This window comes from Sporosarcina sp. FSL W7-1283, assembly GCF_038003105.1.
Taxonomy (GTDB): domain Bacteria; phylum Bacillota; class Bacilli; order Bacillales_A; family Planococcaceae; genus Sporosarcina; species Sporosarcina newyorkensis.
The window spans coordinates 217,511-240,713 of record NZ_JBBOOL010000001.1 but is presented as its reverse complement, the minus strand read 5'-3'; the positions used below and the strand labels follow the sequence as shown (position 1 = coordinate 240,713).

At 41.8% G+C, this 23,203-nt stretch carries 27 protein-coding genes; 15 read left to right on the top strand and 12 right to left on the bottom strand.

What is annotated here, in order from left to right; translation table 11 throughout:
• The first annotated feature begins 31 nt into the window (after positions 1-31).
• The 8 genes from MKY93_RS01120 to MKY93_RS01085 all read left to right on the top strand — a co-directional run bounded on the left by MKY93_RS01120 (position 32) and on the right by MKY93_RS01085 (position 7,740).
• Positions 32-997 (top strand): ABC transporter permease, encoded by a 966-nt coding sequence (locus MKY93_RS01120; RefSeq protein ID WP_340757939.1) that lies wholly within the window; start codon positions 32-34, stop codon positions 995-997.
• Positions 997-1,896 carry an ABC transporter permease gene (locus MKY93_RS01115; protein WP_009766540.1) on the top strand — a complete coding sequence of 300 codons (900 nt, stop codon included), beginning with the start codon at positions 997-999 and terminating at the stop codon, positions 1,894-1,896. The genes MKY93_RS01120 and MKY93_RS01115 overlap by 1 nt, the downstream gene beginning before the upstream one ends.
• 18 nt (positions 1,897-1,914) lie before the next feature.
• Positions 1,915-2,928, top strand: a complete 1,014-nt coding sequence (locus MKY93_RS01110) for an ABC transporter ATP-binding protein (protein WP_078817609.1) — start codon at positions 1,915-1,917, stop codon at positions 2,926-2,928.
• The gene (locus tag MKY93_RS01105; RefSeq protein ID WP_009766542.1) at positions 2,921-3,889 is read left to right on the top strand and encodes an ABC transporter ATP-binding protein; all 969 of its coding nucleotides are present in this window, start codon (positions 2,921-2,923) and stop codon (positions 3,887-3,889) included. The genes MKY93_RS01110 and MKY93_RS01105 overlap by 8 nt, the downstream gene beginning before the upstream one ends.
• 17 nt (positions 3,890-3,906) lie before the next feature.
• Positions 3,907-4,854, top strand: a complete 948-nt coding sequence (locus tag MKY93_RS01100) for a DUF1177 domain-containing protein (RefSeq protein WP_009766543.1) — start codon at positions 3,907-3,909, stop codon at positions 4,852-4,854.
• Positions 4,854-6,122 carry a M20 family metallopeptidase gene (locus MKY93_RS01095; protein ID WP_340757938.1) on the top strand — a complete coding sequence of 423 codons (1,269 nt, stop codon included), beginning with the start codon at positions 4,854-4,856 and terminating at the stop codon, positions 6,120-6,122. The genes MKY93_RS01100 and MKY93_RS01095 overlap by 1 nt, the downstream gene beginning before the upstream one ends.
• 52 nt (positions 6,123-6,174) lie before the next feature.
• Positions 6,175-6,930 (top strand): IclR family transcriptional regulator, encoded by a 756-nt coding sequence (locus MKY93_RS01090; RefSeq protein WP_078817611.1) that lies wholly within the window; start codon positions 6,175-6,177, stop codon positions 6,928-6,930.
• Positions 6,931-7,032: 102 nt separating this feature from the next.
• The gene (locus MKY93_RS01085; RefSeq protein WP_340757937.1) at positions 7,033-7,740 is read left to right on the top strand and encodes a hypothetical protein; all 708 of its coding nucleotides are present in this window, start codon (positions 7,033-7,035) and stop codon (positions 7,738-7,740) included.
• Positions 7,741-7,784: 44 nt separating this feature from the next.
• Here the strand turns inward: MKY93_RS01085 and MKY93_RS01080 are convergent, their stop codons facing one another.
• Together MKY93_RS01080 and MKY93_RS01075 are read right to left on the bottom strand one after the other, a co-directional pair.
• Entirely contained in the window at positions 7,785-8,063 is a 279-nt protein-coding gene (locus MKY93_RS01080; protein ID WP_040760340.1) for a hypothetical protein, read from the bottom strand.
• 128 nt (positions 8,064-8,191) lie between these two features.
• Positions 8,192-9,271, bottom strand: a complete 1,080-nt coding sequence (locus MKY93_RS01075; RefSeq protein ID WP_340757936.1) for an AI-2E family transporter — start codon at positions 9,269-9,271, stop codon at positions 8,192-8,194.
• A gap of 253 nt (positions 9,272-9,524) precedes the next feature.
• Between MKY93_RS01075 and MKY93_RS01070 the strand changes: the two genes are divergently transcribed.
• Positions 9,525-11,174 (top strand): SLC13 family permease, encoded by a 1,650-nt coding sequence (locus tag MKY93_RS01070; protein ID WP_009766553.1) that lies wholly within the window; start codon positions 9,525-9,527, stop codon positions 11,172-11,174.
• A gap of 53 nt (positions 11,175-11,227) precedes the next feature.
• Here the strand turns inward: MKY93_RS01070 and MKY93_RS01065 are convergent, their stop codons facing one another.
• The gene (locus MKY93_RS01065) at positions 11,228-12,427 is read right to left on the bottom strand and encodes an MFS transporter (RefSeq protein WP_340757935.1); all 1,200 of its coding nucleotides are present in this window, start codon (positions 12,425-12,427) and stop codon (positions 11,228-11,230) included.
• 165 nt (positions 12,428-12,592) lie between these two features.
• Here MKY93_RS01065 and MKY93_RS01060 point away from each other — a divergent pair, with 165 nt between their 5' ends.
• From MKY93_RS01060 to MKY93_RS01050, 3 genes are all read left to right on the top strand, one after another.
• The gene (locus MKY93_RS01060; RefSeq protein ID WP_281250657.1) at positions 12,593-12,715 is read left to right on the top strand and encodes a hypothetical protein; all 123 of its coding nucleotides are present in this window, start codon (positions 12,593-12,595) and stop codon (positions 12,713-12,715) included.
• Positions 12,716-12,903: 188 nt separating this feature from the next.
• The gene (locus MKY93_RS01055) at positions 12,904-13,719 is read left to right on the top strand and encodes a flagellin N-terminal helical domain-containing protein (protein WP_009766557.1); all 816 of its coding nucleotides are present in this window, start codon (positions 12,904-12,906) and stop codon (positions 13,717-13,719) included.
• Positions 13,720-13,783: 64 nt separating this feature from the next.
• Positions 13,784-13,996 carry a CsbD family protein gene (locus tag MKY93_RS01050; protein WP_078817617.1) on the top strand — a complete coding sequence of 71 codons (213 nt, stop codon included), beginning with the start codon at positions 13,784-13,786 and terminating at the stop codon, positions 13,994-13,996.
• A gap of 92 nt (positions 13,997-14,088) precedes the next feature.
• On the opposite strand, the gene MKY93_RS01045 is transcribed toward MKY93_RS01050, so the two are convergent.
• Complete coding sequence (locus MKY93_RS01045) at positions 14,089-14,562, bottom strand: general stress protein (protein ID WP_078817618.1); 474 nt, start codon at positions 14,560-14,562, stop codon at positions 14,089-14,091.
• 136 nt (positions 14,563-14,698) lie between these two features.
• On the opposite strand from MKY93_RS01045, the gene MKY93_RS01040 reads away from it, so the two are divergent.
• From MKY93_RS01040 to MKY93_RS01030, 3 genes are all read left to right on the top strand, one after another.
• On the top strand, positions 14,699-15,025 hold the full coding sequence (locus tag MKY93_RS01040; RefSeq protein ID WP_340757934.1) for a DUF3243 domain-containing protein: 327 nt from the start codon (positions 14,699-14,701) through the stop codon (positions 15,023-15,025).
• Between the two features lie 17 nt (positions 15,026-15,042).
• Complete coding sequence (locus MKY93_RS01035) at positions 15,043-15,279, top strand: hypothetical protein (RefSeq protein WP_009766561.1); 237 nt, start codon at positions 15,043-15,045, stop codon at positions 15,277-15,279.
• A 160-nt stretch (positions 15,280-15,439) separates the two neighbouring features.
• Positions 15,440-16,351, top strand: a complete 912-nt coding sequence (locus MKY93_RS01030) for an EamA family transporter (RefSeq protein WP_009766562.1) — start codon at positions 15,440-15,442, stop codon at positions 16,349-16,351.
• 38 nt (positions 16,352-16,389) lie between these two features.
• Here the strand turns inward: MKY93_RS01030 and MKY93_RS01025 are convergent, their stop codons facing one another.
• The 8 genes from MKY93_RS01025 to MKY93_RS00990 all read right to left on the bottom strand — a co-directional run bounded on the left by MKY93_RS01025 (position 16,390) and on the right by MKY93_RS00990 (position 23,136).
• On the bottom strand, positions 16,390-17,424 hold the full coding sequence (locus tag MKY93_RS01025) for a DUF4179 domain-containing protein (RefSeq protein ID WP_009766563.1): 1,035 nt from the start codon (positions 17,422-17,424) through the stop codon (positions 16,390-16,392).
• The gene (locus MKY93_RS01020; RefSeq protein ID WP_009766564.1) at positions 17,421-17,990 is read right to left on the bottom strand and encodes a sigma-70 family RNA polymerase sigma factor; all 570 of its coding nucleotides are present in this window, start codon (positions 17,988-17,990) and stop codon (positions 17,421-17,423) included. Before MKY93_RS01020 ends, MKY93_RS01025 begins: the two co-directional genes overlap by 4 nt.
• Before the next feature lie 90 nt (positions 17,991-18,080).
• Positions 18,081-18,641 carry a hypothetical protein gene (locus tag MKY93_RS01015; protein ID WP_009766565.1) on the bottom strand — a complete coding sequence of 187 codons (561 nt, stop codon included), beginning with the start codon at positions 18,639-18,641 and terminating at the stop codon, positions 18,081-18,083.
• Positions 18,634-19,521, bottom strand: coding sequence for a hypothetical protein (locus tag MKY93_RS01010; RefSeq protein ID WP_221837713.1), 888 nt, complete (start codon positions 19,519-19,521; stop codon positions 18,634-18,636). The genes MKY93_RS01015 and MKY93_RS01010 overlap by 8 nt, the downstream gene beginning before the upstream one ends.
• An 11-nt stretch (positions 19,522-19,532) precedes the next feature.
• On the bottom strand, positions 19,533-20,162 hold the full coding sequence (locus MKY93_RS01005; protein WP_078817622.1) for an alpha/beta hydrolase: 630 nt from the start codon (positions 20,160-20,162) through the stop codon (positions 19,533-19,535).
• An 89-nt stretch (positions 20,163-20,251) separates the two neighbouring features.
• Positions 20,252-21,223, bottom strand: a complete 972-nt coding sequence (locus MKY93_RS01000; protein ID WP_340757933.1) for a c-type cytochrome — start codon at positions 21,221-21,223, stop codon at positions 20,252-20,254.
• A 202-nt stretch (positions 21,224-21,425) separates the two neighbouring features.
• A complete protein-coding gene (locus MKY93_RS00995) occupies positions 21,426-22,103 on the bottom strand; it encodes an ABC transporter ATP-binding protein (protein ID WP_340757932.1) in 678 nt (225 codons plus the stop codon).
• Between the two features lies 1 nt (position 22,104).
• The gene (locus MKY93_RS00990; RefSeq protein WP_009766570.1) at positions 22,105-23,136 is read right to left on the bottom strand and encodes an ABC transporter permease; all 1,032 of its coding nucleotides are present in this window, start codon (positions 23,134-23,136) and stop codon (positions 22,105-22,107) included.
• Positions 23,137-23,203 lie beyond the last annotated feature (67 nt).

The window sequence follows — 23,203 nt, the reverse complement described above, 5'->3', positions numbered from 1 at the left end:
GTTCAAATTTAAGAAACAGAGGTGAAGGCGCATGGGGAATTATATAATCAAACGATTATTCGACTTACTTCCTACAGTTTTTGTAGTAGCAGTAATTGTATTCATCATTACACGACTGATCCCCGGTAATCCCGCTGCTGTAATGTTAGGACCAACAGCAAGCGTAGAAGATATTGAAAAATTAACTACACAACTAGGACTGGATCAACCGCTTTATAAACAGTTCCTTGATTACCTTTTGGGTTTATTACAAGGTGACTTTGGAACTTCCTTAAGTTATAACCAACCTGTTGCCCAATTAATAATGGAACGTTTTCCGAATACCGTGATTCTAGCTTTAGCTGCATTGGTCATTGCGTTACTCATCGGGATTCCTGCTGGCATGATCTCAGCTGCACGTCAAAACTCCGCGCTAGACTATGGCGTCATGCTTGTCTCATTACTTGGGGTTTCGATGCCAATATTTTGGCTAGGAGTTATGCTGGTTCTATTCTTCAGTGTGAACTTGGGGTGGTTCCCCGCAACAGGAATGGGGACACTCGACGATGGTTTACTTTCATATATAAAGCACCTCATACTCCCGAGTATTACTCTTGCTACGATTCCTATGGCAACCTTCGCCAGAATCACCCGATCGAGCATGTTGGAAGTTATTTCACAAGAGTACATTAAGACTGCACGTGCAAAAGGCGTTGCCGAGTTTTGGGTTATTTCAAAACACGTATTAAAAAATGCCTTAACACCTATTTTGACCGTCCTAGGTATGCAAATCTCCATGCTTTTAGGTGGTGCTGTTCTAACAGAAACAATTTTCAGCTGGCCGGGCATGGGCCGACTTATCGTCGATGCAATCGACAAACGTGATTTCGTCGTAGTTCAGGGGACCGTTCTATTCATTGCTATTATTTTCGTATTAGTGAACTTACTCGTCGATATCCTATATAAAGTTGTAAATCCAAGAGTCAATTATGAATCTAGCAAAGGAGGAGGACAGTAATGATGAATGTCCAACCGAATACTCCTGAAACTATTGCTATAGAAGAAGGAAATTTACCTGTTAACGAAAAAGTATTCTTAAAAAAGTTATTGAAAAACAAATTAGCTGCGATTGGCTTGGCTGTTACCATACTAATGATTCTTGTAGCTATCTTTGCACCTTTCATTGCTACGCATCCACCGAACGAAATGAATGTTGGGAACTCTTTGAAACCGATAGGAGCTGACGGACATTTTTTAGGGACAGACAATTACGGACGTGATTTATTTAGTCGTCTAGTATATGGAGCTAGAATTTCATTAATCGTTGGAGTATCAGCTGTTTTATTTGGTGCTATTTTAGGTACATTTCTAGGTTTGATTTCCGGTTATTTTGGCGGAAAACTCGATTCCATCATTATGCGTACAATGGATGGACTGTTCGCATTCCCATTCATTCTTCTAGCAATTACACTAATGACTGTACTCGGTCAAGGACTTGTGAATGTAATTATCGCGATTGGTATTGCAAATATCCCCGGCTTTGCAAGAATCGTTCGGGGACAAGTACTTAGTGTGAAAGAAGAAGAATATATCGAAGTCACACATTCTCTTGGAGCTACCCATTCACGAATTTTATTTCAGCATGTGCTGCCAAACTGTTTAGCACCGCTTATCGTTTATGGAACTATGAGTGTGGCAGGCGCCATCATTTCAGAGGCTGCGCTAAGTTTCCTGGGTCTCGGCGTTCAACCCCCTACTGCTTCATGGGGAAGTATCTTGAAAGACGGCAAAGACTTCTTAGTATTAAACCCGCAAATGGCTACATTCTCAGGACTCGCCATTCTGATTACAGTTTTAGGTATTAACTTATTTGGTGACGGCTTAAGGGATGCTCTTGATCCAAAGATGCGAGTGTAACTGATAGGAGGAATTAAAATGTCGGAAAATTTGCTATCCATAGAAGACTTAGATGTGGAATTCCGCTCTTCCTCTTCTACTGTCAAAGCCGTTAACGGTGTGAATCTGACATTGAAGAAAAAAGAGACGTTAGGAATTGTAGGGGAATCAGGTTCAGGCAAAAGTGTAACAGCTACTGCTTTGATGCAACTCATTCCCTCACCTCCAGGCAAGATCAGCAATGGTAAAATTCTATTTAACGGTATCGATTTATTAACATTGTCCAAAAAAGAAATGAGATCTATTCGTGGAAATGAAATCGCTATGATTTTCCAAGATCCGATGACTAGCTTGAATCCTGTTTTCACAGTAGGAAATCAAATTATTGAAGCTATTCGACAGCATAAAAAAATATCTAAGAAAGAAGCCCGACTGGAAGCCATTGCGATGTTGAAAACGGTTGGCATACCTGAACCTGAGAAACGCATTGATATGTACCCGCATGAATTTTCTGGCGGCATGCGTCAGCGGGCTATGATAGCAATTGCTTTATCCTGTAATCCCAAGTTATTGATTGCTGATGAACCAACAACAGCACTTGATGTGACGGTACAAGCGCAAATATTAGAGCTGATGAAAGATCTGCAACAGACAAACGATACAGCCATCATCATGATCACACATGATCTAGGTGTTGTCTGGGAAATGTGTGACAACATCATTGTAATGTACGCCGGAACTACGGTGGAATCTGGATCAGTAGAAACTATTTTCAAGAATCCATTACACCCTTATACGTGGGGACTGCTTGAATCACAAATCACAACAGACGTTCAGCACAATGAAAAATTACCGGCGATTCCAGGGAGTCCGCCAGATTTGCGGAAACCCGTACTTGGCTGTCCGTTTGTAGATCGTTGCCCTTACAGTGAGGAAGTTTGTCACACGAAAAAACCTGAATATATCGAAGTAGAGCCAGGACACTTTGCTGCCTGCCATTTTCAACATGAAACAAGTCGATTGGAGAAGAAGGAGGGAATGTTCGTTGACTGAGACAATTATTAAAGCGACAAATTTAAAGAAACACTTCCCTATTTTGGATCCAATGCCTTTTAAAAAATCTACACAAAGCGTCAAAGCTGTAGATGGGGTAAGTTTCGATGTATTCAAAGGAGAAACTCTCGGAATCGTAGGTGAATCAGGCTGCGGAAAGTCGACACTGGCACGATTGATTAATCAGCTCATCAGTCCGACTTCGGGATCTGTCGAGTTTAAAGGAAAAGACTTGGCTTCTCTTGGCATTAAAGAAATTCGCAGCGCCCGTAAATCCATTCAGATGGTATTCCAAAATCCCGACGCTTCATTAGATCCACGTAAAACTATTGAATCATTAATTGCTGAACCGTTAGTTATTCATAAGATTGGTACGAAAGAAAGTCGCAGAAAACGTGTGCATGAACTATTGGAAATTGTAGGTTTAAGTAGTTATCATGCCAGCAGATATCCGCATGAATTTTCGGGTGGTCAAAAGCAACGGATCAACATTGCTAGAGCGTTGACCTTAAATCCTGATGTCATTATCTGTGATGAGCCTGTTTCAGCACTTGACGTATCCGTTCAGGCACAGGTTATTAACTTGCTGAAAAGCCTTCAAAAAGAATTCAATTTAACCTATATATTTATCTCGCACGATTTGAATGTTGTTCGTTACATGTGTGACAGAATTGCGGTTATGTATCTAGGTAAAGTCGTAGAAACTGGTACATTCCAAGAAATTTATGAGGATCCTAAACATCCTTATACAAAGGCGCTTCTTTCTGCTATTCCAAAAGAGAATCCCTTTGAGCAACGAGAAAGGATTATTTTAAAAGGGGATGTTCCAAGTCCTGTAAATCCACCTACAGGCTGCCATTTTCACAAACGCTGCCCTTTTGTAATGGATATCTGTAAAAATACACGGCCTGAACTACAAGAATTAAATGAAGGCAACAAAGTTTCTTGTCACCTATATTAAAAATGGAGGAATAATAAATGTCATTAAAACACGTAGTAGAACTATTAGAGGTTATGGATGATCATTCTGTTTCAGGCGAAGAGGTGAAAAGCTATTTACAAAAAATTTCGCCGTCTGCCACTGTTTCTGTTCAAACTGTATTTGGAGAAAAAGGATCTACTGACTTCATTAAGGTGACCATTCCCGGTGTAAACGGTAAAACAAACGGTGGTTCAGCGAAAACACTAGGTATTATCGGACGCTTAGGTGGTATTGGCGCTCGTCCTGAAATGACTGGCTTTGTATCAGATGGAGATGGGGCGCTTGCCAGTATGTCGACAGCAGCAAAATTATTAGATATGAGTAATAAAGGGGATCGTTTACAAGGAGATGTTATTTTAACGACTCATATTTGTCCCGTAGCTCCAACTTCTCCACATGACCCGGTTCCATTTATGGGATCGCCAGTAGACATTTTAGAGATGAACCAGCATGAAGTAACAAAAGAAATGGATGCAATTCTTTCAATCGACACAACAAAAGGAAATATGATTACGAATCATAAAGGATTTGCAATCACTCCCACTGTGAAAGAAGGCTATATCTTAAAAGTCAGTAATGACCTTTTACATTTATATACTCAATCTGCTGGTATTTTACCCGTCACACTACCAATTACAACACAAGATATTACACCATACGGCAACGGCGTATACCATGTAAACAGCATCTTACAACCAGCAGTTGCTACCACAAGTCCAGTAGTAGGAGTTGCACTAACAACTCAAACCGCTGTGGCAGGCTGTTCAACAGGAGCAACACACCCAACAGATGTAGAACAAGCTGTCCGCTATGCCATTGAAGTTGCAAAGTATTATGGCGAAGGAAAATGTTCATTTTTTGACGAGAAAGAATTTGAGCATCTTGAAGCCCTTTACGGAAAAATGACCCATTTGCAAACTAAAGGAAACGAGGTAAATGCTTAATGACTAATTTGGAAGCCTTAAAACAATTCGTAATTGATGAAGTGGAAAAGAATAAAAATGAGCTGCTGCAACTATGCAGTTCATTAATTCAAATCCCCAGTGAAAATCCCCCTGGAGATTCCACTGAAATAAGTCAATTCATTGCAGATTACTTGAAAGAATCCAATGTTGAGTTAGACTGGCATGAGTCTGCTGACAAGATGTATAACCTATTAGCTTCTCAAGGTGCCGGCGACGGCAAGGAACTGGTCTATTGCGGACATACTGATGTAGTCCCGGCTGGTGATCTTTCGAAATGGGATTTCAATCCATTCTCTGGGGAGATCAAGGATGGATGGATGTTGGGTCGTGGCGCCAGTGATATGAAAGCAGGATTAGCAGGATTGATTTTCGTTTTTGGTTTGTTCAAACGATTGAATATCGAGCTGCCGGGAAAATTAACACTCGCTATTGTTCCTGACGAAGAAACAGGAGGAGAATATGGTGTACCTTGGTTACTTGAAAGAAAGTTAGTCACTGGAGATGGCGCTCTTATCGCGGAACCCTCCTCCCCTTTAAATCCTACTATCGGTCAAAAGGGATCTTACTGGTTCGAACTTGAAGTTTTCGGTGAACCCGGACATGGCAGTCTTTCTCCACTCGCAGGTAACAATGCAATAACAGATGCAATCAAGGCTATTGAAAAAATACAGGGATTATGGGAGTTAGATATACATATTCCGAAAGAAATACAGCCCTTAATTGAAGTTTCAAAACGCTATATGGAAGAGGTAGAAAAAGATAGAATTAAGTATCAACCAGTTCTAGAAAGAATTACAGTAAACGTAGGCACAATCAACGGTGGTACGAAATCCAATGTCATACCTGAAAGCTGTAAAGTACAAGTTGACTGCCGATTACCATTCGGCGTGACACATGCGCAAGTATCTGACTACTTAAAGCAAGAATTAGATAGTTTAAATATTCGCTACTCTATTAGACTATTCGGTTTTAAGAGCGAAGCCAATTATACACCTGCAGAAAATCCGGTATGTCGTGCAATTGTGGACAATATTAGCGCTATAAAAGGAAAAGAGGCTTACGGTGTTATGCAGTGGGCAAGCAGTGATGCGAGACATTTCCGTGATCATAACATTCCTGTCTTGCAATATGGACCTGCTTATTTGCCTAGCATTCATGGATATAATGAAAAAGTACAAGTAGAAGATATTGTACGTTGTGCAAAGGTATATGCAGCCGCCGCCATTGATTTCCTTCATAATAATTAGTATTATTCACTTATATGGAAAATAGTTAATAATATATCAAAAGGAGTCAACTATGCTTAAAACAGTCAACTCGGCGTTAGCCATTCTGAAGATGTTTACGCGTGAAAAGACCGTCTGGGGCGGTAGAGAATTGGCGGCTGAAATGGGACTTAACCATACCAATGTCTATCGAATATTAGAGACTCTAGAGAGAAATGGATTTGTGTCTAAAGACCCAATCACCAAACAGTATAAACTTGGTTCCGCTGTTTGGGAATTGGGCACCATTTTCTATGAAAATTTGAATGTCCAAGAGATGATCAATCCACATTTACAAAAGTTATGTGATCAGACAGGCGAATCTGTATTTTTTACGGTCTTAGATGGAAATGAAACGTTAATGTTGACAGTCATCGAACCTGAAAATAAAGTGAAATTCCCTGTCACTGCTGGAAGTCGGGCTCCCCTATATGTTGGTGCCTCGTATCGCTCCATTCTTGCACATCTTCCAGAAAATAAAATTGAAGATATACTTCAAGGTGAATTGATCAAGTACACAGAAAATACCATGACCAATCCAGATGATTTACGAAGAGATCTTCAACAGATACGAAAAAATGGATATGCAATTAGCCATAACGAGTACACCCCTGACGTTGTCGCAATGGCTGTTCCCTTGATCATTGATGGTGATATTCTTGGTTCTCTTACCGTAGCGGGTCCTTCCTATCGTATTAATAAAACACAGCAATCCGAATTTATACCTTTACTTCAACAAACAAGGGATACAGTGCAATGGAATATGAAAAAATATAATTTGACTCTCTAAAAGACAGAGTATCAGCACTCCCCTGCTGGTACTCTGTCTTTTTTACTGTGAATAGAACACCAACAAGTTGCCTCTACAAAATCATTTGCTTATACTAAATGTATGAATACTCTTACAGCAAACCAAATCAGAGAATTGAATAGTTATAGCATCTATATAAACGAGCCTGAGCATCCGGTATTCACCTTGACTGATCTACAAGATCCTTCGAAGGCTTCGGATTTAATTCAAGTGATGAAGACGGTGAGCCAAAGTCCAAATGACGTCATTGCAGCTTCATTTTTCATGCGTAGGATCGGAATGTTTTTTGCTATGCAGTTGTACAACTTAGCTGCCTACGATGAGATGTGGAAAGGACCACCAGATAATTTACGCTTCGGTGCAGTGGTAGAGTTCGGCAATCGGACTATCAGTACATTTATAGATGCACCCGATTGGCAGACGGTAGAGAAAGAAGATCGACAAACGAGAATTAGAAGCATTTTGGAAATGGCGCATGCAATTATCCTATCTCTTCGGACAGCTGTCCCAATTTCACCATTAACGTCATGGGAAAATATTTTCGGATTTTGGTTATGGCAATACCATGTCCTGCTTTCAGATCCTTCCACACAAATCGAAGCACGAGAAGATGTAGAGACACTAAAAGATGACTCACTATGGACAGGTATTTCCACTCATTCCAGATTCGCCAGCTATTTGAACGGCTACGAACCGTCCGTTTTATTGAACACAACCGTGCGCAAGACTTGCTGTTTTTCAAAAGATGTCCCCGGTTTGATGCAATGCGGATTCTGCCCACTAAAATAAGTCGAACAAGAACAGGCTCTCGCACCTATGCGGCAGCCTGTTTTTCAATTCTGTCGATATGCACGAAAGGACTGCTTCACAGAATAAATGGTACCCATCGCAGCTCCACCATAGAAAAATCCCATGAAAATCCCAGCTGATAAATTACCCGGATGACTGATAAACACTGACAAGCCCAATGCTAATGCGGTAGCCAAAGTCGACAACCAGCTGGGAGGCAAACGAAATATCCACTTAGCCAAGAGGACGACTACCAAAACGACAGGTACTGCCCAAACCGCGTCCCATATATTCGTATGAATTACAGGGAACTCTGTTAACATGGCATTCATCCTTTCTTTTTAATTAGAATGTGCGAAAAGACTCCGTTTATCCATTTTTTTCGTCACACAATTTGCCACTCAAACCCAATAAAAAAACCTCCCAGCCATAAGACCAGGAGGCTCCGCAACTACACTTCCTTAGTAGCCGCTCGGCGAATTTCTTTTCGCCGTTCATAAATATTTTGTACAATCACTTTTCCGACTGCATAAGCAGGAACCGCTACCAAGATTCCAAGGAAACCAGCGAGACTTCCCGCCACCAATAAAACCGTAATAACGGTGAGCGGATGAATATCAAGCGATTTCCCCATAACATTCGGCGTGATGAGATTACTATCTGTCTGTTGAGCGATTAATGTCACTAATGCCACCCAAATGACAAGTTTCGGCTCCTGTAAATAAGCGATCAATAAAGCGGGTGCGACAGCAATCCACGGACCGATGAACGGGATTAAGTTCATGAAAAGAGCGAGGATGGCTAATAGCAACGCATATTCCAATCCAATAATCATATAACCAATTAATATGATCGTTGCGAGAATCGCACTGATTAACAATTGTCCCTGTATGTAAGAACGCAGTACATTGTCAATATCCCCCAGTGTCTTTTTCACCCATTCGCGACGCTGGCCGGAAAACAGATTATAGACCCTCGGCGCAAACTTTTCGTGATCTTTCAGCATGAAGAAAAAGAAGAACGGAACAAGCAGCAGTAAGGCGACTGCCTGCACGAAAGACTGGATGAATTGAACAAACCACTTACCAAATTTCACTGCAAAAGACTGGATGGAGTTGACCGCTGAATTTAGCGAATCCTGTAATCCATCCGGTAAATTATCCTTTTGGTTGATCACTTCATTCTTCAATTGATCTAACTGCCGAGTAAGGGCAGGTCCATTGTCCACTAGATTATTTACCTGTTTCGTCACGATCGGTCCTATAAGCGCAACTAAAATCCAGATAGCAGCCACGAGAACGAGAATGACCGATATAATACTGCCCCATCTAGGCAATCCGCGTTTTTCAAGCAAACGTTGAATCGGTTCTGTTATGTAATATAGCAGTCCACCGAAAATCAGCGGTAGCATGATGGTCTGCAAGATAATACCGACTGGCCTGAAAATATAATTCACTTCTAAAAAATATTTGGTGATCAGAAGTACCAGCAGAATGCCAACACCTACCTGAAACCATACTTTTTTCGTCAAATCCTCACCTCTTTTTAATTCAATTATACAGTTAGTTTTAGTATACGTGGTTGAGTTGCTCCTGTCGAAATTTATCTCGTAATTAGTTAGGCAGAGGCTAGTAAATCTTTCGTTAAATACCAATTTAAATTATTTTAAAATATGAAAGAATCAAAATCCCTCTTGTTCCTTCAGCCTATCATCGGTAAAATAGGTTTGTCTTGGAAATAATGTCACTTTACCAAGGTATACAACTTAGAAAAGAAGGGATCTTATGTTACAACAGACTTGGAATCGTCTTTGGTCATTACATGATCAAGTCAAAGACGTATTCCGCTTTTTTACGGCACCAGATTCTTCAGAGATGGTAAAAGGCGGTGGCGGTGGAAAACCTATCGGTGTCAAAAACGAGGGCGGCGGCAGAGATTCGCGCAGCTATTCCGCTACACAACTGTTCGGCCTCATCCTTGGCCCATTATTATTTTGTTTGATCTTGCTCTTCTTTAAACCTGCCGATTTATCAAGTGCAGGCGTCGCCATCTTAGCTAGCACAGTTTGGATTGCAGTTTGGTGGATTACTGAAGCAATACCGATTCCGGTGGCTTCCCTGTTGCCGCTCGTACTGTTTCCTCTGACAGGCGGGCTCGAAATGAAAGAGGCTGCTTCGTCTTACGGTGATGAAACCATCTTCTTATTCATGGGCGGTTTTATGATCGCACTTGCACTTGAAAAATGGAATTTACATCGGCGGATTGCCCTAACTATAATTTCTGCCATCGGAACGAATATGGACCGAATTGTTTTAGGTTTCATGGTAGCCACTGGTTTTCTCTCCATGTGGATATCCAACACGGCTACCGCTATGATGATGGTTCCGATTGGACTTGCCATCATCACACAAGTCACGGTTGCGTTAAAAGATAATCCGTCTATCGACACGTCCAAAGAAAACTTTGGATTCGGCAAAGCACTGATGCTTGGGATTGCATACTCCGCTTCATTGGGCGGTATTGCAACACTAATCGGGACACCGCCGAACACGTTATTAGCCGGAGCCATAAATAAAATTTACGGAATTGAGCTATCATTTGGAAAGTGGATGCTATTTGGCGTGCCATTTGCATGGGTCTTCATTTTTCTGACATGGTGGTACTTAGTAAAGATTGTCTACAAATCTCCTGTGAAGACATTGCCAGGCGGTCGTGAAGTAATTGACCAGGAAAAGAAAAGGTTAGGTCGTCCTTCTATTGAAGAGATTCTAGTATTTATTGTCTTCGTCCTAGCAGCATTTTCGTGGATTACTCGCTCTTTCCTATTATCTAAATTTATAGATGGGCTAAGTGATGGCCTGATTGCAATAGTCTTTGCGATGATTCTGTTTATCATTCCTTCTTTCAATAAAAAAGGAGATCATCTTTTGGATTGGAATACAGCTGTCAAACTTCCGTGGGGCATTTTGCTTTTATTCGGAGGCGGGCTGGCAATTGCAGCCGGCTTCGTAAGCAGCGGTCTGTCCGAATGGATCGGAACCCAGTTGATTGGGCTGAAGGGAGTCCCATTGATCGTCATCATTCTCATTGTCACGGGGCTTGTCATCTTCTTGACAGAAATCACATCGAACACTGCCACCGCTTCAATGATGTACCCAATCATGGCTTCATTGGCATTGGCATTAGGCTTCCACCCATACGCTCTAATGATCGCAGCGGGTGTAGCAGCATCTTGTGCTTTCATGCTGCCTGTTGCCACCCCGCCAAATGCTGTTGTCTTCGGTTCTGGCTATTTACGGATACCCGATATGGCCAAAGCAGGTTTTGTGCTCAATTTACTAGGCATTGTACTTGTGACACTCTGTATTTACTTCCTACTTCCACTATTATGGGGAATCGACTTGAATACGATACCCGAAGTTTTTAAAGGTTAACATTTAAAAAACAGGTACTGGAGACATCTCCGGAACCTGTTTTTCTACATTTTTCAATGCGCCACGCCTAACTTCCGTTGACGCAGCCGAATTAACAATACATACACAATAGGCACACTCGCTGAGAACAAAGCAAGCCCTGTCCAACCAGCCACCTCCCAAAGCGGACTAGTTAGCGTACTTCCTGCCGCCATGCCAACATAATAGGAAACCAGATAAAGACTGGACGCGCTCCCTTTATGATGTGTCGCTTCTTTACTAACAGAAGCTGCAGTCAAGGAATGCGCAGAGAAAAACCCTAGACAGATGACGCAATAACCAATCACAATCAAAGGAAGCTTCATCGGGATGGTAATAAGACAACCTGCCATTAGCAAAACAATTGCGATCAGCCGCACCTTTCTTAACCCATACTTCGCTGCCAGTACCCCAGCTAAAGGTGCACCAATAATTCCGAAAGCATAAGCAAAATAAATATAAGAGATTTCATCTAGCGTTAATAAAAACGGTGAAGCCGTCAAATGGAAGGGAAGAAACGTCCACATCCCTGTAAAACATAGCTGCAAGACGATGCCAAGCCCAAATACGATCAATAATGCAGGATTTTTCAAATGAAAACCAAATCCCTCCATATCCTTTCGTATTGTCTCAGTACTCGGCTGAAAATTAGTTGACTTCGGCAGTACAAATAGCAACATGAAAAAGACCACCACACCAATTATCCCTAATAATTGCAAGGACAATTCCCATGACCAGCGCTCTGCTATATATCCTGTCACGAAGCGGCCGAACATCCCGCCAGTGCTGTTGAATGATATGTAGAGAGCGGTCGCCATGCTGACTACACGCCCATGAATCTCTTCATTGATATAGGCTAGCGCGGCTGCCAATACGCCAGCCATTACAAAACCCTGAAGGAAACGCAACGCCAAAATTACTGCAAACGAATGAGTTAAAAACATTGGAATAAATAAAAGAGCTGTCAGCAAGATCGACGTCTTAACAAAAACTGATCTCCCTAGCCGATCCGAATAGAATCCTAGAATTATAAGTCCGATTATCAAGCCGATTGTATTGATGGACATGGTTAAACTTGCCGTAGCTACGGATACGCCGAATTGTTTAGTTAAAATAGGAAGAAGCGGCTGCATGGCATACATGGCAGCGAAAATAAACACCGAAGCTATACCAAGCCCGATAATAATTCGCCAAAAACGAGCTTCTCGAATCGTAGATTTAGTAGGTAAACTCATGATGCCACTTCCCGTCATTAAATTTCGAATAATAAAATTATAGCATTATAAAGAGCATTTAACATGTGCTTCTGAAAATTAGGCTGAATATCAAAATGTGTTTTAGTGGAAATACGTATAATTTTCTCAAAGAATGCCACCTTACCTATTGGAGGTGGAAGACGAATGAATAAAATGGCGATGACAGCTTTAGGACTTGGCGCTCTTTTTCTAATGCGGAACAAGCAGTCACGAGAAAAACTCATGGAGCAATTCAACAACTTTGCAGGAATGAAAGATTCTCAGTAATGCCAGACATTTGTTGGACACACCAAAACCGGAAACCTCTAGAGGTCTCCGGTTTTTTTTCGGGCTAATATTTTATAGAGTTTCTTGGGTATTAAAGTGTCCCCTTTTATACTTGCTATACGACTATTCAGTATTTTTACCACTAGCCGATAATAAAGATACAGAATATTACCAGGGGAGGCAATGACATGCTAGGTCAGTGGAATGCATTAGGTTTGAATATCTTGCACAATATGAATATCCATAACCAACAAGCAATGCGATCGATGGAGCGTTTATCGTCTGGAATGCGAATCAACCGAGCAGCGGATGATCCAGCAGGATTGGCGATTTCCGAGAGAATGCGTGGTCAGATCCGCGGTCTTCAAATGGCGCAGCGAAATATTCAAGATTCCATTTCGATGTTCCAGACTGCCGAAGGTTCATTGAACGAAACGCATGATATACTGCAAAGAATGCGGGAATTGAGTGTCCAAGCAGCTAGTGACACATTGACGGATAATGATCGAAAACAATTGTCCTTGGAATTCGAAGAGTTGAAAAAAGAGGTCCAGCGCATTTCAAAAGACACCGAATTTAACACAATGCCTTTGCTTGACGGTTCCAGAGATTCATTTAAGACACAAGTAGGACCGAATGCAGGCCAGTCCATTGATTTCTCAATTGGAGACATGGGGGCTACGAGTTTAGGTATTGATGGCGCTTCGATTGAAACACGTGAGGATGCAGATAAAGCACTGGGCTTATTGGACGGAGCCATTTCTAAAGTATCTTCTGAGCGTTCGCGTATGGGAGCTTATATAAATCGTTTGGAACACGCCTACAGCAATGCCCAGACTATGGAAGAAAACTTAACTGCCGCCGAGTCACGAATTCGGGACGCGGATATCGCAAAAGAAATGATGGCTTTAACAAAAGCAAATATTTTATTGCAGGCAGGACAATACGTACTATCACTTCATATGCAGCAAGCACAATCTGTATTGCAGCTTCTACGACAATAAGTAGATGTTTTCTCTTTTTCAAAACGGGTATTTATATACCAACTACAGAAACGGAGGAGATTTCATGGAGAACAAAGATCATGGCATAGAAGATAAATTAAAAGGTGCCGGAAATAAAATTAAAGGCAGCATGAAAGACGTTGCCGGCGATGTTATGAATGACACGAAAATGAAGGTAGAAGGTAAAGTAGACAAAGCAAAAGGTGAAGCCCAACAGAAAATCGGTGAAGCAAAAGAACACTTCAGTGATTCAGAAGCGCGCCGTGATCGTTTATAAAACTCAAATTAGTAGGAGCCTGCTGTCTAACAGCAGGTTTTTTTACGTTTAAAAAAGAAAGGATCCCCACGGCAATGGAAGATCCTACTTTTCTATAACTGATCAGTATTGATTCGGGGACTATTGGGGATTGGATTAACCAGCTCTTGATCGGGTTCACCTTCCAAACTCTCACCACTAATTGTTTGTTGGGACGAACTGTCATGTGGATCAATGGAATCCGCTCTTTCTTTATCAGTCAATTTATCCACAAATAATGCAATTCCACCTTCCTTCAGATCACTGTAAAAGGTCTTGGCTTCTTGCTTCGAGAATCCCATTTTAATAAAAATGGTCAACATTTCATCCTTGCTATTGAACAATTTCCGCGTATGATCCCAAAGCGAACCTTCCTCAATTCCAACCAATTCTATTTCAGAATCATCTTCCAATATTTTCAGATCGTCCCGGACGTTGGATACGGCACACATCTGACGCTTCTTGTACCCTTGCGCCTCAAGTTCTGTTATTTTGTAAAGAACATTATCTACCGAATGGAATGTACCTGCATATTGTTTACTCGCCATTCTCGCACCTCCTTTACGTACATTATATTTTACTTCTACCCATTGCCTACTTCTTTTACACCTTAATTGAGCTGGATGGCATTCACCAATCCGCCACGTATAGTTTTTCGTCTCTTACACACGCTACTTGTATCAAATGGAAAGGAGTGTTGAAACAGTGGAAATGAAAAACAAAGTGGAGTCCGAATTTTCGAATATGAAGGAAGATAAGAAGGAACAAATCCTTCAAAACTTCAACCATTTCAAAGGGTTTTTGGCGGAAAAAGTAGAAAAAGGCGAAAACTTAGGCTTGAATGATGAACAACTCGCAAAAACGACCGAATTTATTGCGAACTACTTATCACGTCATGAAGAACCTCGAAACCGAGAGCAATATTTATTACAGGAATTATGGGATTCAGGCTCCAAAGAAGAACAACATTCTTTAGCACATATGTTGCTGAAGATGGTTCGTCAAGCATAAAAGGAGAGCGATAAGCAATGGGTGTTCAAGAAAATCCTGCTCCAAAAAATCCAGACGTCTATCGATTAATTCAAACACATCCTGAAAATTTAAATACCAATACAGTTAGTCTGTTCGATTTGCATGAAGATATGCAAACAGTCGATTCAATTTCTTTGCCTGATCAGCGGAAAGCTCAGATGAAAGAAAAAATAAACCACTCCCCCCGCTATAGTGGCGGAAGCCGTTCCTCCGATTACGGCGCTCCAATGTAATTTCCCAATCAAAAGCTGCACAGTGAACCCTCACACTGTGTAGCTTTTCCTCATTTACTCACCCAAATTGTCGATATTTCCCGGGAAATGTACGCTCGATTTCTATAATCCGATTTAAAGTTTCCATGATATACTAATGTTCGATAGGAACGGAGGTTAAATGCATATGAAACCATGGATGTATCCGCTATTCATCGTTATTGGTGCAAGTTGCTACGGCATTTTGTCGACAATTATCAAACTGGCAATCCACGATGGCTTTACAGCTTCGGAAGCTGTGACGGCACAATACTATACGGGATTTCTATTAGCTCTTATTATTTTTTTATTCGCTAAACGAAGTATGCCAAAGCTTCGAGGCAGTTTTCCTGTCTTGATTGCAGGATTATTCACAGCTATAACAGGAACAGTGTATGGGAAATCTGTCGAGTATATGCCTGCTTCATTGGCAGTCGTGCTGCTGTTTCAATTCACGTGGATTGGAATGTTATACGAGTGCGTAGCAGCTAGACGACTTCCTAAGAAAACAGAAGTAGTATCGCTGATATTTTTATTTGGAGGTACGATTTTAGCAGCCGGGCTTATTGATGTAGATGTCAGTGGAATTCCATGGCAAGGCTGGGCGTGGGGACTGGCTGCAGCATTTAGTTTTGCTGCATTCGTTACTGCCAATCAAAAGCCGGTACCTGGAATGGGCGTCGTAACACGATTGTTTCTCATGTCATTTTACGCTGCCATTGCAATTACGTTCTTCCAGTCTCCTGAAATCATTTGGAATGGAAAATTGAGTGAAGGTCTTTGGCTGTATGGAGCTATTTTGGGCGTTTTCGGCATTGTTCTTCCGATTTTTTTATTTTCCATTGGTGTTCCAAAAGTCGGCGCTGGCATGTCCTCTATTTTGAGTGCCATGGAGTTGCCAGTTGCAATTATCGCCTCCATGTTATTGCTTGGTGAACGACTGACCCTACTGCAATTTCTCGGAATTTTGCTCGTGCTGTTCGGGATGACCTTACCCGCGATGCTGCAGCGTTTTTCATTGCATAGAAGACAGCAGTTAAAACATCTGCAATAAAAGCGAGACATGTCCGCGAACGTGGACATATCTCTCTTTTATTTCTCCAATTTCACTTCAATCGGATCTAACGTCAATGTTTCATGACCTTGCCCGCTTCCTTCGCTCAAAATCACTTCAGGCGTGAAAAACAGGGATGTCGCTTGCTCATTAATTTTCCCCATCGTAGCACTCCAATAGAAGTCCTGCTCGTTTTCACTATGACCGCCATTGCCATTCACTTTATACTCGTTCCCTAAATTATCCATAACAAATAATTCTGCAGTGACCCATTCCCACATCTCACTTACAGAGCGATCGACTTTTTGGCTGTATTCAATAACAGTGGAAATATCTGTCGAACGGATTTCATTTATTGTCACTTTAATTCCATCTTTAGAAGTCGAATCTGCGACTGACTGGACTTCTCCTTTCACTTCCCTCAATATGAAATCAAAATTCCATTCGCCTTTTATTTCTTTCATTGTCTCTTCGTTTACGATACTTCTTGGTCGCCATTTGACCGTGACAACGTCTTGTTTGGAATCAAAGAATGGGGTTGATGTAATCATTCCGACATATTGGGTATCGCCTATTTTTTTTAATGAAGAGGAAGTCCCGGTAGCACCTGTTTCATATTTCACCTCTACAGGTGCATTCACTCCTGTATTCTTCCCTAATTCCTTTTCGGTTTCTACTGAATACGTAAGTGTTATTGTCTTGCCGTCATAAACAGCATGGTCCACTGCCATCGTTATGCCATTACTCGTCTGAACTTGACCAATGCCAGTCGCAAACTCTTCATATTCAGTATAAAATCCATCCTCTTCGTCATTGAAATAACTAAAAATATTATTCACAATTGGAATCTGACTGGCAAGCGTCGGGAATCCAATTCCAATCGTCGTAATGGAAGCCATTGTTATAACAGCCGCTGCCGCCACATTGCGCCAGAGTTTCGGGATCCGTCTCTTTCGATGGATTTTCTTTCTCACAAGCTGCTTCATCGCCTCTTTTTCGTCATCCGAAATTTCTATCGGCTCCATTTCCTCGTCTACATTCAATTCGTTCAGTCGCTTATAAATTGTTTTCATATGTACTCTTCCTCCCATTCACCTTTTATCAGAACCGAAAGTTGTTTCTTTCCCCGATACAGTCGATTGTCAACAGCTGCCTTCGTCACACAAAGAGATTCTGCAATCTCGCCATTCGACATATCGAGGAAATACTTCATTGTGAAAATATCCCGATCCATATCATTCAGCTTGCTCATCGCGACCAACAGCTCTTCCTGCTCTTCTTTCGCGAGGACAATACCGGTGATATTGGTTTCACTGACGAATGGCATATTATCCATCCCCTGTTCTCGATTTCTTTTTTTCCCCACCCGACGATACTGATCAATCGCTTTATACTTCGCCACCATGCAAATCCACTTCTTGAAATCTGCAGGCCCTCCTTCAAACTGATCGCCATTCTCCCATACCGACAGAAATACATCACTGATACACTCATCGATATCTGCATCTGTCTGCAGCGGACCAAGCACTTTATACACTACTGCTTTAACGATGGGCAAATAGGTATCTACCACATACTCAATGGCGTCTTCTTTCTTCCGTTTCAACCGCCTGATAAAATTTTTCTCTGTAGATTTCATCTGCACGTCTCCTTGATTATCTGTTCTTATTTACTACAACGAATGAGCTCGTCTATTATTCTCACGCCTAATAAAAAAAGTCCTCACATTCTATCGTGAGGACTTAATTTCCATAGGATCTTTCCAATCCACTTTACGTAATGCTGCAATCAACACGAGCAGCGCAATATCCATCGCAATGACGGAAAAACTAATAGTTAAAAATACAGATGACCAGGAACCGCCGCCTATATTGAAGGAAAACGCCATATACAGCATCATGGCAAAATGAACACCCATATACAATAGGTAGACCTGTTTCAACCGATCACGCAACAGTGTATACCCTTGCCCTTGAATCGCCGACTTCCATGTACCGAGTAAATAATAGACCACAATCACTTTCCAGACGAACAGACCTTGAGTGTAAGACATCCATCCTACATCAATCGCTTCAGATAAATTCACAAAGACACCCGGCAAGGAGATCAGCATCCCTATAAAGGCAACAATTTCCACCTTCTTTGCTACATGAAAATGTTTCGTCATCAGCCGGCCACCCGAATAAATGAGGTAGTAGCCAATTGGATCGGCCAGCAAATCGATGCCGATCTGGATGCGGAAAAAGATGAACAGATAGCCCCAGAATATCAGGCGCAGTGCTTTATTCATTCGGCACCGCCTTCGTTCTCTTCTCGATCAGTTGCTGAATCTCTTGTTTCGTAAACTGCGGATACGAGATATAGCCGACTTTCTCCTTAAAAGGCTCCTTTGTCGCTGTCTCTCCTATTATCTCAATATCGATATCCATTACGGCTCTGAATTTGAGATCGGCAGTACTGGATACAATCAACGGCTCTCCTTGTTGGAGTTCAAACGGAAACTCTACAGTTCGCACATCAACGCCTGGAGCTTCCTGCCAGTATTTCTCTTTGAAATCCCTCATTCCATCCGCAAGCGGTTTTGACAACAACCTAAGTTTCGGTGAATAAGCCTTCATAAGAAATTGATTTTGAAGCAGATCATCAAATGAAGTATGTATTGATTCAACTGTCACTACTTCTCCAGGTATCAACTGAGATTTGTCATAATCTCCGCTCGAATGAGTGTTATCATTAAACGGTGACGTCCCATCCGAAGGAGGATGCACTACAATTCTCCCGATCTGCGCTACTGTTGAAGGGCTTTCTGAAAAATGGACAGTCACCTCATGGAATATTTGCTGCTCTTGAATTTCCGGTAAATGATTGAATTGAACCGTCACTCTACGGAGGGAATAGCGGCCAAATTGATCCACTTCCGCAATTTCGCTGTCTATTCCCCATTCAGGACTGCCCAGCCAATCCCCAAGTTCTACAGATTGTACAATTGAACGATCTTCTTTATTTGCCAGATAATAAAACTGCAAAAAAGGAGACTCTTCCCACCACATATCTACATAATGATCGACAAAGATTGGCTGATCGAGCTTTTGAGACTGTGCATAAGCAAGGTTGGCAACCCACAATATTCCTGTGAGCACTAGAATGACCCAGAATGGTCTAATCTTCATCCACTCACTCCTTACAACGTTTTCAAAAACGTCACCAAATCACGTTGATTCTCCGGTACCACACCATGACCGTCGCTATACGTCTTGAACGTCACAGTTGCCCCTAATGACTCAAAATACTCCTTGCTTTCCGCTCCCCATTGGGATGGGATAACATAGTCATAATCACCGTGTGAAATGAAGATTTGTAGACTTTCAACCGGCTGCTTCGCATATTCATTCTTGACGAAATCTGGTACGTAACCGCTTAATGCGGCCACTCCTTTAAGAGTAGGTACCATGGTCAAACCAAGCGCCTGCGAAAGCACTGCTCCTTGACTGAATCCTACAACTGTCAGATGTTCAGGATCCAAATCGAACTCCGTAATCGCCTCGCGAATAAACGATTGAATGTAAACTAATACTTTATCAAACACTTCGCGATCCGGTTTGCCTTCTTCTTCAATTGTAAAGAATGCATATCCCGGAGCATGCACGATTGGTCCGCGCAAGCTGAAGATATGATGGCTTTCCTTAAATTCACCGACGAGTTGCAGCAAATCTCCTTCATGACTTCCCATGCCGTGAAGTAAAAATATTGCTGGTTGTTTCCCTATATCCGTTGCTGGTGCTGTATGCGTAAACGTAAATGGTGATTGCATATTCCTTCTCCCCTTTTCTCTTCTTTGTTTCTATAGTTTACCATACAAAAAAACGCCTGCCACGGTAAGCAGCAGACGTCTTCACTCGATTACTTTTCAGGTTTCGCTAACACTTCATCCCAGTTGATCGTTCCATCTTTCACTTGGTCTCGGCGTTCTTTTGTCATGATATCATTGGGACGCCCGCCATCCGGCCAATCTTTGTCATGATTTCCCCACTCGGGACGATCCTGTGACAAAATGTATGCTGCTAAATCGCTAGCTTCCTGATCAGATAATGTATTTTCTTGACCCACTGGCATGTTTTTCTGAACATAACCTGCCATTTTCGTCATACGGGCAATCCCTGCTCCGTCGTTAAATGAACCGTCACCCCATAATTTCGGTCCTGTATTCGAACCTGTTCCTTCTCCCGATTCTCCGTGACACGCAATACATGATTGCTGGTACAATTTCTCACCGTTGTCCACGTCCGGAGTCGGCAAATCATCAATTGTGTTTTGGTGGCGCCACTCTAACTCGGCTCCTACCGGAATACCTTCAGAAATATACGTTAAGTATGCAACCATCGCGTCTAAATCTTCATCATCCGCCGCAAATTTTTGTCCATCCATACTTCTCACCATACAGCCGTTAATTCGTTCTTCCAATGTGACCATCTGTCCAGATCTGCCAATATACATTGGATAAACTGCGGACATACCAACCATGGAAGAAACTCCTTCATCTGTTCCCGCACCGGCATGACAGCTAGTACAGGATAATTCATTAACACGTGCAATTCCATCTTCTACGGAAGCGGCCTCTGAACGTAATACATTGGATGTATCATCGAATAACAGGTGACCACGTTTAAGTGCCTCCCCTTCTGGTCCGTCTGGTACATCTTCCATTGAAGGCGGATTGTGCTGAATACCAGCCACTTTTTCAGTTGGAGCTTCTGTTTCAGGAGATTCTGCCGCTTGATCCTTGTTGCTTCGGAGTTGATTGGCCATAAGAGCAATAACGACCAGACAAACTACGACAATAAAACCTAAGGTGAGCGTTGTTGTTCGTTTCATGTGAACCCCTCCTTGTACCCATATTTTCTATATTATCAGTATACTACACTTCTAATTTACCATAAATGGAAATATAGATCTATACGTTATCTAACTGAAATTCGACAAAAAATGGAACAGATTCTACATTCTTTTTATATCAGGTCGCGGAACTTATATACGCACACATTAAAACAGATGGCGGTAAAATACCGCCATCTGTTTACTCCACAATATATCCATCTCTCATCGTGATAATGCGATCTGCATAAGGTAACATCTCTTCGTCATGTGTAACCATCAACGTAGTTAAATGCAGTGTACGTGTCAATTCCTGCAACAGTTCCATGACGTCTTTTGAACGCTTCGTATCTAAACTTGCTGTCGGTTCATCCGCAAATAGGATTTTCGGACGGTGAATGATTGCACGCGCAATCGCCACCCGTTGCCGCTCTCCTCCAGATAAGGAAGAAGGATATGCGTCTTTACGGTGTTCCATATCCACTAGTTTCAATATCTCCTCTATAGCTTTTGACTGTTCTTTTTTGCTCGTTTTCGTCTCAGACACTTCGAGCATTAATTGCAACTGTTCTTCTACCGTTAAGAAAGGTACTAGGTGAGAGGACTGGAAGACGAAGCCGAAATCGGTGGCACGTATATGCCGAATTTCCTCTTGGCTCATTTTCGTCATATCTTTTCCTTCAAAGATGATTTCTCCGCCAGATGCACTTTGCAAACCGGCTGCGATCGTCAAGATTGTAGATTTGCCCGAACCAGAAGGACCGACCAAAGCGGTAATTTCTCCTTCTTTCAATGTCAAATTGACACCTTTCAATATTTCCTCTTCAATCTCACCATTCGTAAACGTCTTTTTCACTTCATCAATAGTAAAAGCAGACATTTTACATCTCTCCTTGTTGAATCGCTTGAAGCGGTTCGATTTTTTTGATTTGGAAACCTGAAATCGTTGCTCCAATGAAACCAACAACTAAAAATACTCCAGACAACATAAAGACAGTATCCAGAGTCAAGTGGAACGGCATTCCTTCAGGAGCAACGATGCTGAACCCTTGGCTGAGCGCAATGGAAAGCGCTAATGCAACTACGGTAATAACAATCATCTGGTACCAGATCATCCTGAACAACGATAATGTTTTCATACCAATCGCTTTCAAAATACCGTACAATCCGATCTTTTGGACGTTCATCATATAGAAGAAAATCGCAAATAGCATTCCGCTGATGATGACGAGAAACCAAACGATCATGTTCAATGACATCTGTTCCGCACTATAACTTGGAATCGCGTTTAAGAATTCTTTATTAGAAAAAGACTCCACCCCGCTGATTGTTGGTGCGTCTTTACCTGGAATGAAGATTGCCTGCATTTCCATCACGCGGTAGATTTCTTGGTAATTTTTCATTTGAATGAACGCAACAGGTGCGTGGCTATATTTCTGCTGATCAACAAATCCCTTGACGACGAACTCGCCGCTAAATTGGTTGTTGGTCAAGACATCGCCAACTTTGATTCCTTCATCTTCAAGCGTACGATCGAGAATGATCTCGCCTTCTCTAACGTTTTGGAACAGATCGGAATCTGTAGAAGTGACGAATGCGACGCTGTGCTGTTTATCTTCCGCATCATTGACAAATCCCATTTGGATTGAGAAAGCCGTTGCATCCGGGTTGTCTGCCAATGTCTTCTTCTGTACGTCTTCATCTATTTTAGATAGGTTATACGTTTGATTGGCATCTTCATCTAAATAAAATTGTCCCGCCGGTAAATCTTTGATCAACGCTGCGTTGTCTTGTGACAATCCATTGGCAAGTCCCGAAATAATAAAAGTCAGGAAGCTTACTAGGAATATAATCGACCCTAAGATTAAAAACTTTGCTTTACTCTTCTTCATTTCTTTCCATGCAATCTTCATGGATACCGCCTCCGTGTTTTTCTTTATGCTCTTATCTTACCCAGCGAAGATGAACGGAGGATGAACT

Bases quoted from the DNA above. Each gene is read 5' to 3' on its own strand.
- MKY93_RS01000 (WP_340757933.1), bottom strand. From the start codon at position 21,223: ATGAAACGAACAACAACGCTCACCTTAGGTTTTATTGTCGTAGTTTGT.
- MKY93_RS01030 (WP_009766562.1), top strand. From the start codon at position 15,440: ATGCATATGAAACCATGGATGTATCCGCTATTCATCGTTATTGGTGCA.
- MKY93_RS01055 (WP_009766557.1), top strand. From the start codon at position 12,904: ATGCTAGGTCAGTGGAATGCATTAGGTTTGAATATCTTGCACAATATG.
- MKY93_RS01015 (WP_009766565.1), bottom strand. From the start codon at position 18,641: ATGAATAAAGCACTGCGCCTGATATTCTGGGGCTATCTGTTCATCTTT.
- MKY93_RS01040 (WP_340757934.1), top strand. From the start codon at position 14,699: ATGGAAAGGAGTGTTGAAACAGTGGAAATGAAAAACAAAGTGGAGTCC.
- MKY93_RS01090 (WP_078817611.1), top strand. From the start codon at position 6,175: ATGCTTAAAACAGTCAACTCGGCGTTAGCCATTCTGAAGATGTTTACG.
- MKY93_RS01085 (WP_340757937.1), top strand. From the start codon at position 7,033: ATGAATACTCTTACAGCAAACCAAATCAGAGAATTGAATAGTTATAGC.
- MKY93_RS01070 (WP_009766553.1), top strand. From the start codon at position 9,525: ATGTTACAACAGACTTGGAATCGTCTTTGGTCATTACATGATCAAGTC.
- MKY93_RS01120 (WP_340757939.1), top strand. From the start codon at position 32: ATGGGGAATTATATAATCAAACGATTATTCGACTTACTTCCTACAGTT.
- MKY93_RS01065 (WP_340757935.1), bottom strand. From the start codon at position 12,427: ATGAGTTTACCTACTAAATCTACGATTCGAGAAGCTCGTTTTTGGCGA.
- MKY93_RS01045 (WP_078817618.1), bottom strand. From the start codon at position 14,562: ATGGCGAGTAAACAATATGCAGGTACATTCCATTCGGTAGATAATGTT.
- MKY93_RS00990 (WP_009766570.1), bottom strand. From the start codon at position 23,136: ATGAAGATTGCATGGAAAGAAATGAAGAAGAGTAAAGCAAAGTTTTTA.
- MKY93_RS01115 (WP_009766540.1), top strand. From the start codon at position 997: ATGATGAATGTCCAACCGAATACTCCTGAAACTATTGCTATAGAAGAA.
- MKY93_RS01095 (WP_340757938.1), top strand. From the start codon at position 4,854: ATGACTAATTTGGAAGCCTTAAAACAATTCGTAATTGATGAAGTGGAA.
- MKY93_RS00995 (WP_340757932.1), bottom strand. From the start codon at position 22,103: ATGTCTGCTTTTACTATTGATGAAGTGAAAAAGACGTTTACGAATGGT.
- MKY93_RS01005 (WP_078817622.1), bottom strand. From the start codon at position 20,162: ATGCAATCACCATTTACGTTTACGCATACAGCACCAGCAACGGATATA.
- MKY93_RS01060 (WP_281250657.1), top strand. From the start codon at position 12,593: ATGAATAAAATGGCGATGACAGCTTTAGGACTTGGCGCTCTTTTTCTA.
- MKY93_RS01010 (WP_221837713.1), bottom strand. From the start codon at position 19,521: ATGAAGATTAGACCATTCTGGGTCATTCTAGTGCTCACAGGAATATTG.
- MKY93_RS01050 (WP_078817617.1), top strand. From the start codon at position 13,784: ATGGAGAACAAAGATCATGGCATAGAAGATAAATTAAAAGGTGCCGGA.
- MKY93_RS01080 (WP_040760340.1), bottom strand. From the start codon at position 8,063: ATGTTAACAGAGTTCCCTGTAATTCATACGAATATATGGGACGCGGTT.
- MKY93_RS01025 (WP_009766563.1), bottom strand. From the start codon at position 17,424: ATGAAAACAATTTATAAGCGACTGAACGAATTGAATGTAGACGAGGAA.
- MKY93_RS01035 (WP_009766561.1), top strand. From the start codon at position 15,043: ATGGGTGTTCAAGAAAATCCTGCTCCAAAAAATCCAGACGTCTATCGA.
- MKY93_RS01020 (WP_009766564.1), bottom strand. From the start codon at position 17,990: ATGAAATCTACAGAGAAAAATTTTATCAGGCGGTTGAAACGGAAGAAA.
- MKY93_RS01110 (WP_078817609.1), top strand. From the start codon at position 1,915: ATGTCGGAAAATTTGCTATCCATAGAAGACTTAGATGTGGAATTCCGC.
- MKY93_RS01100 (WP_009766543.1), top strand. From the start codon at position 3,907: ATGTCATTAAAACACGTAGTAGAACTATTAGAGGTTATGGATGATCAT.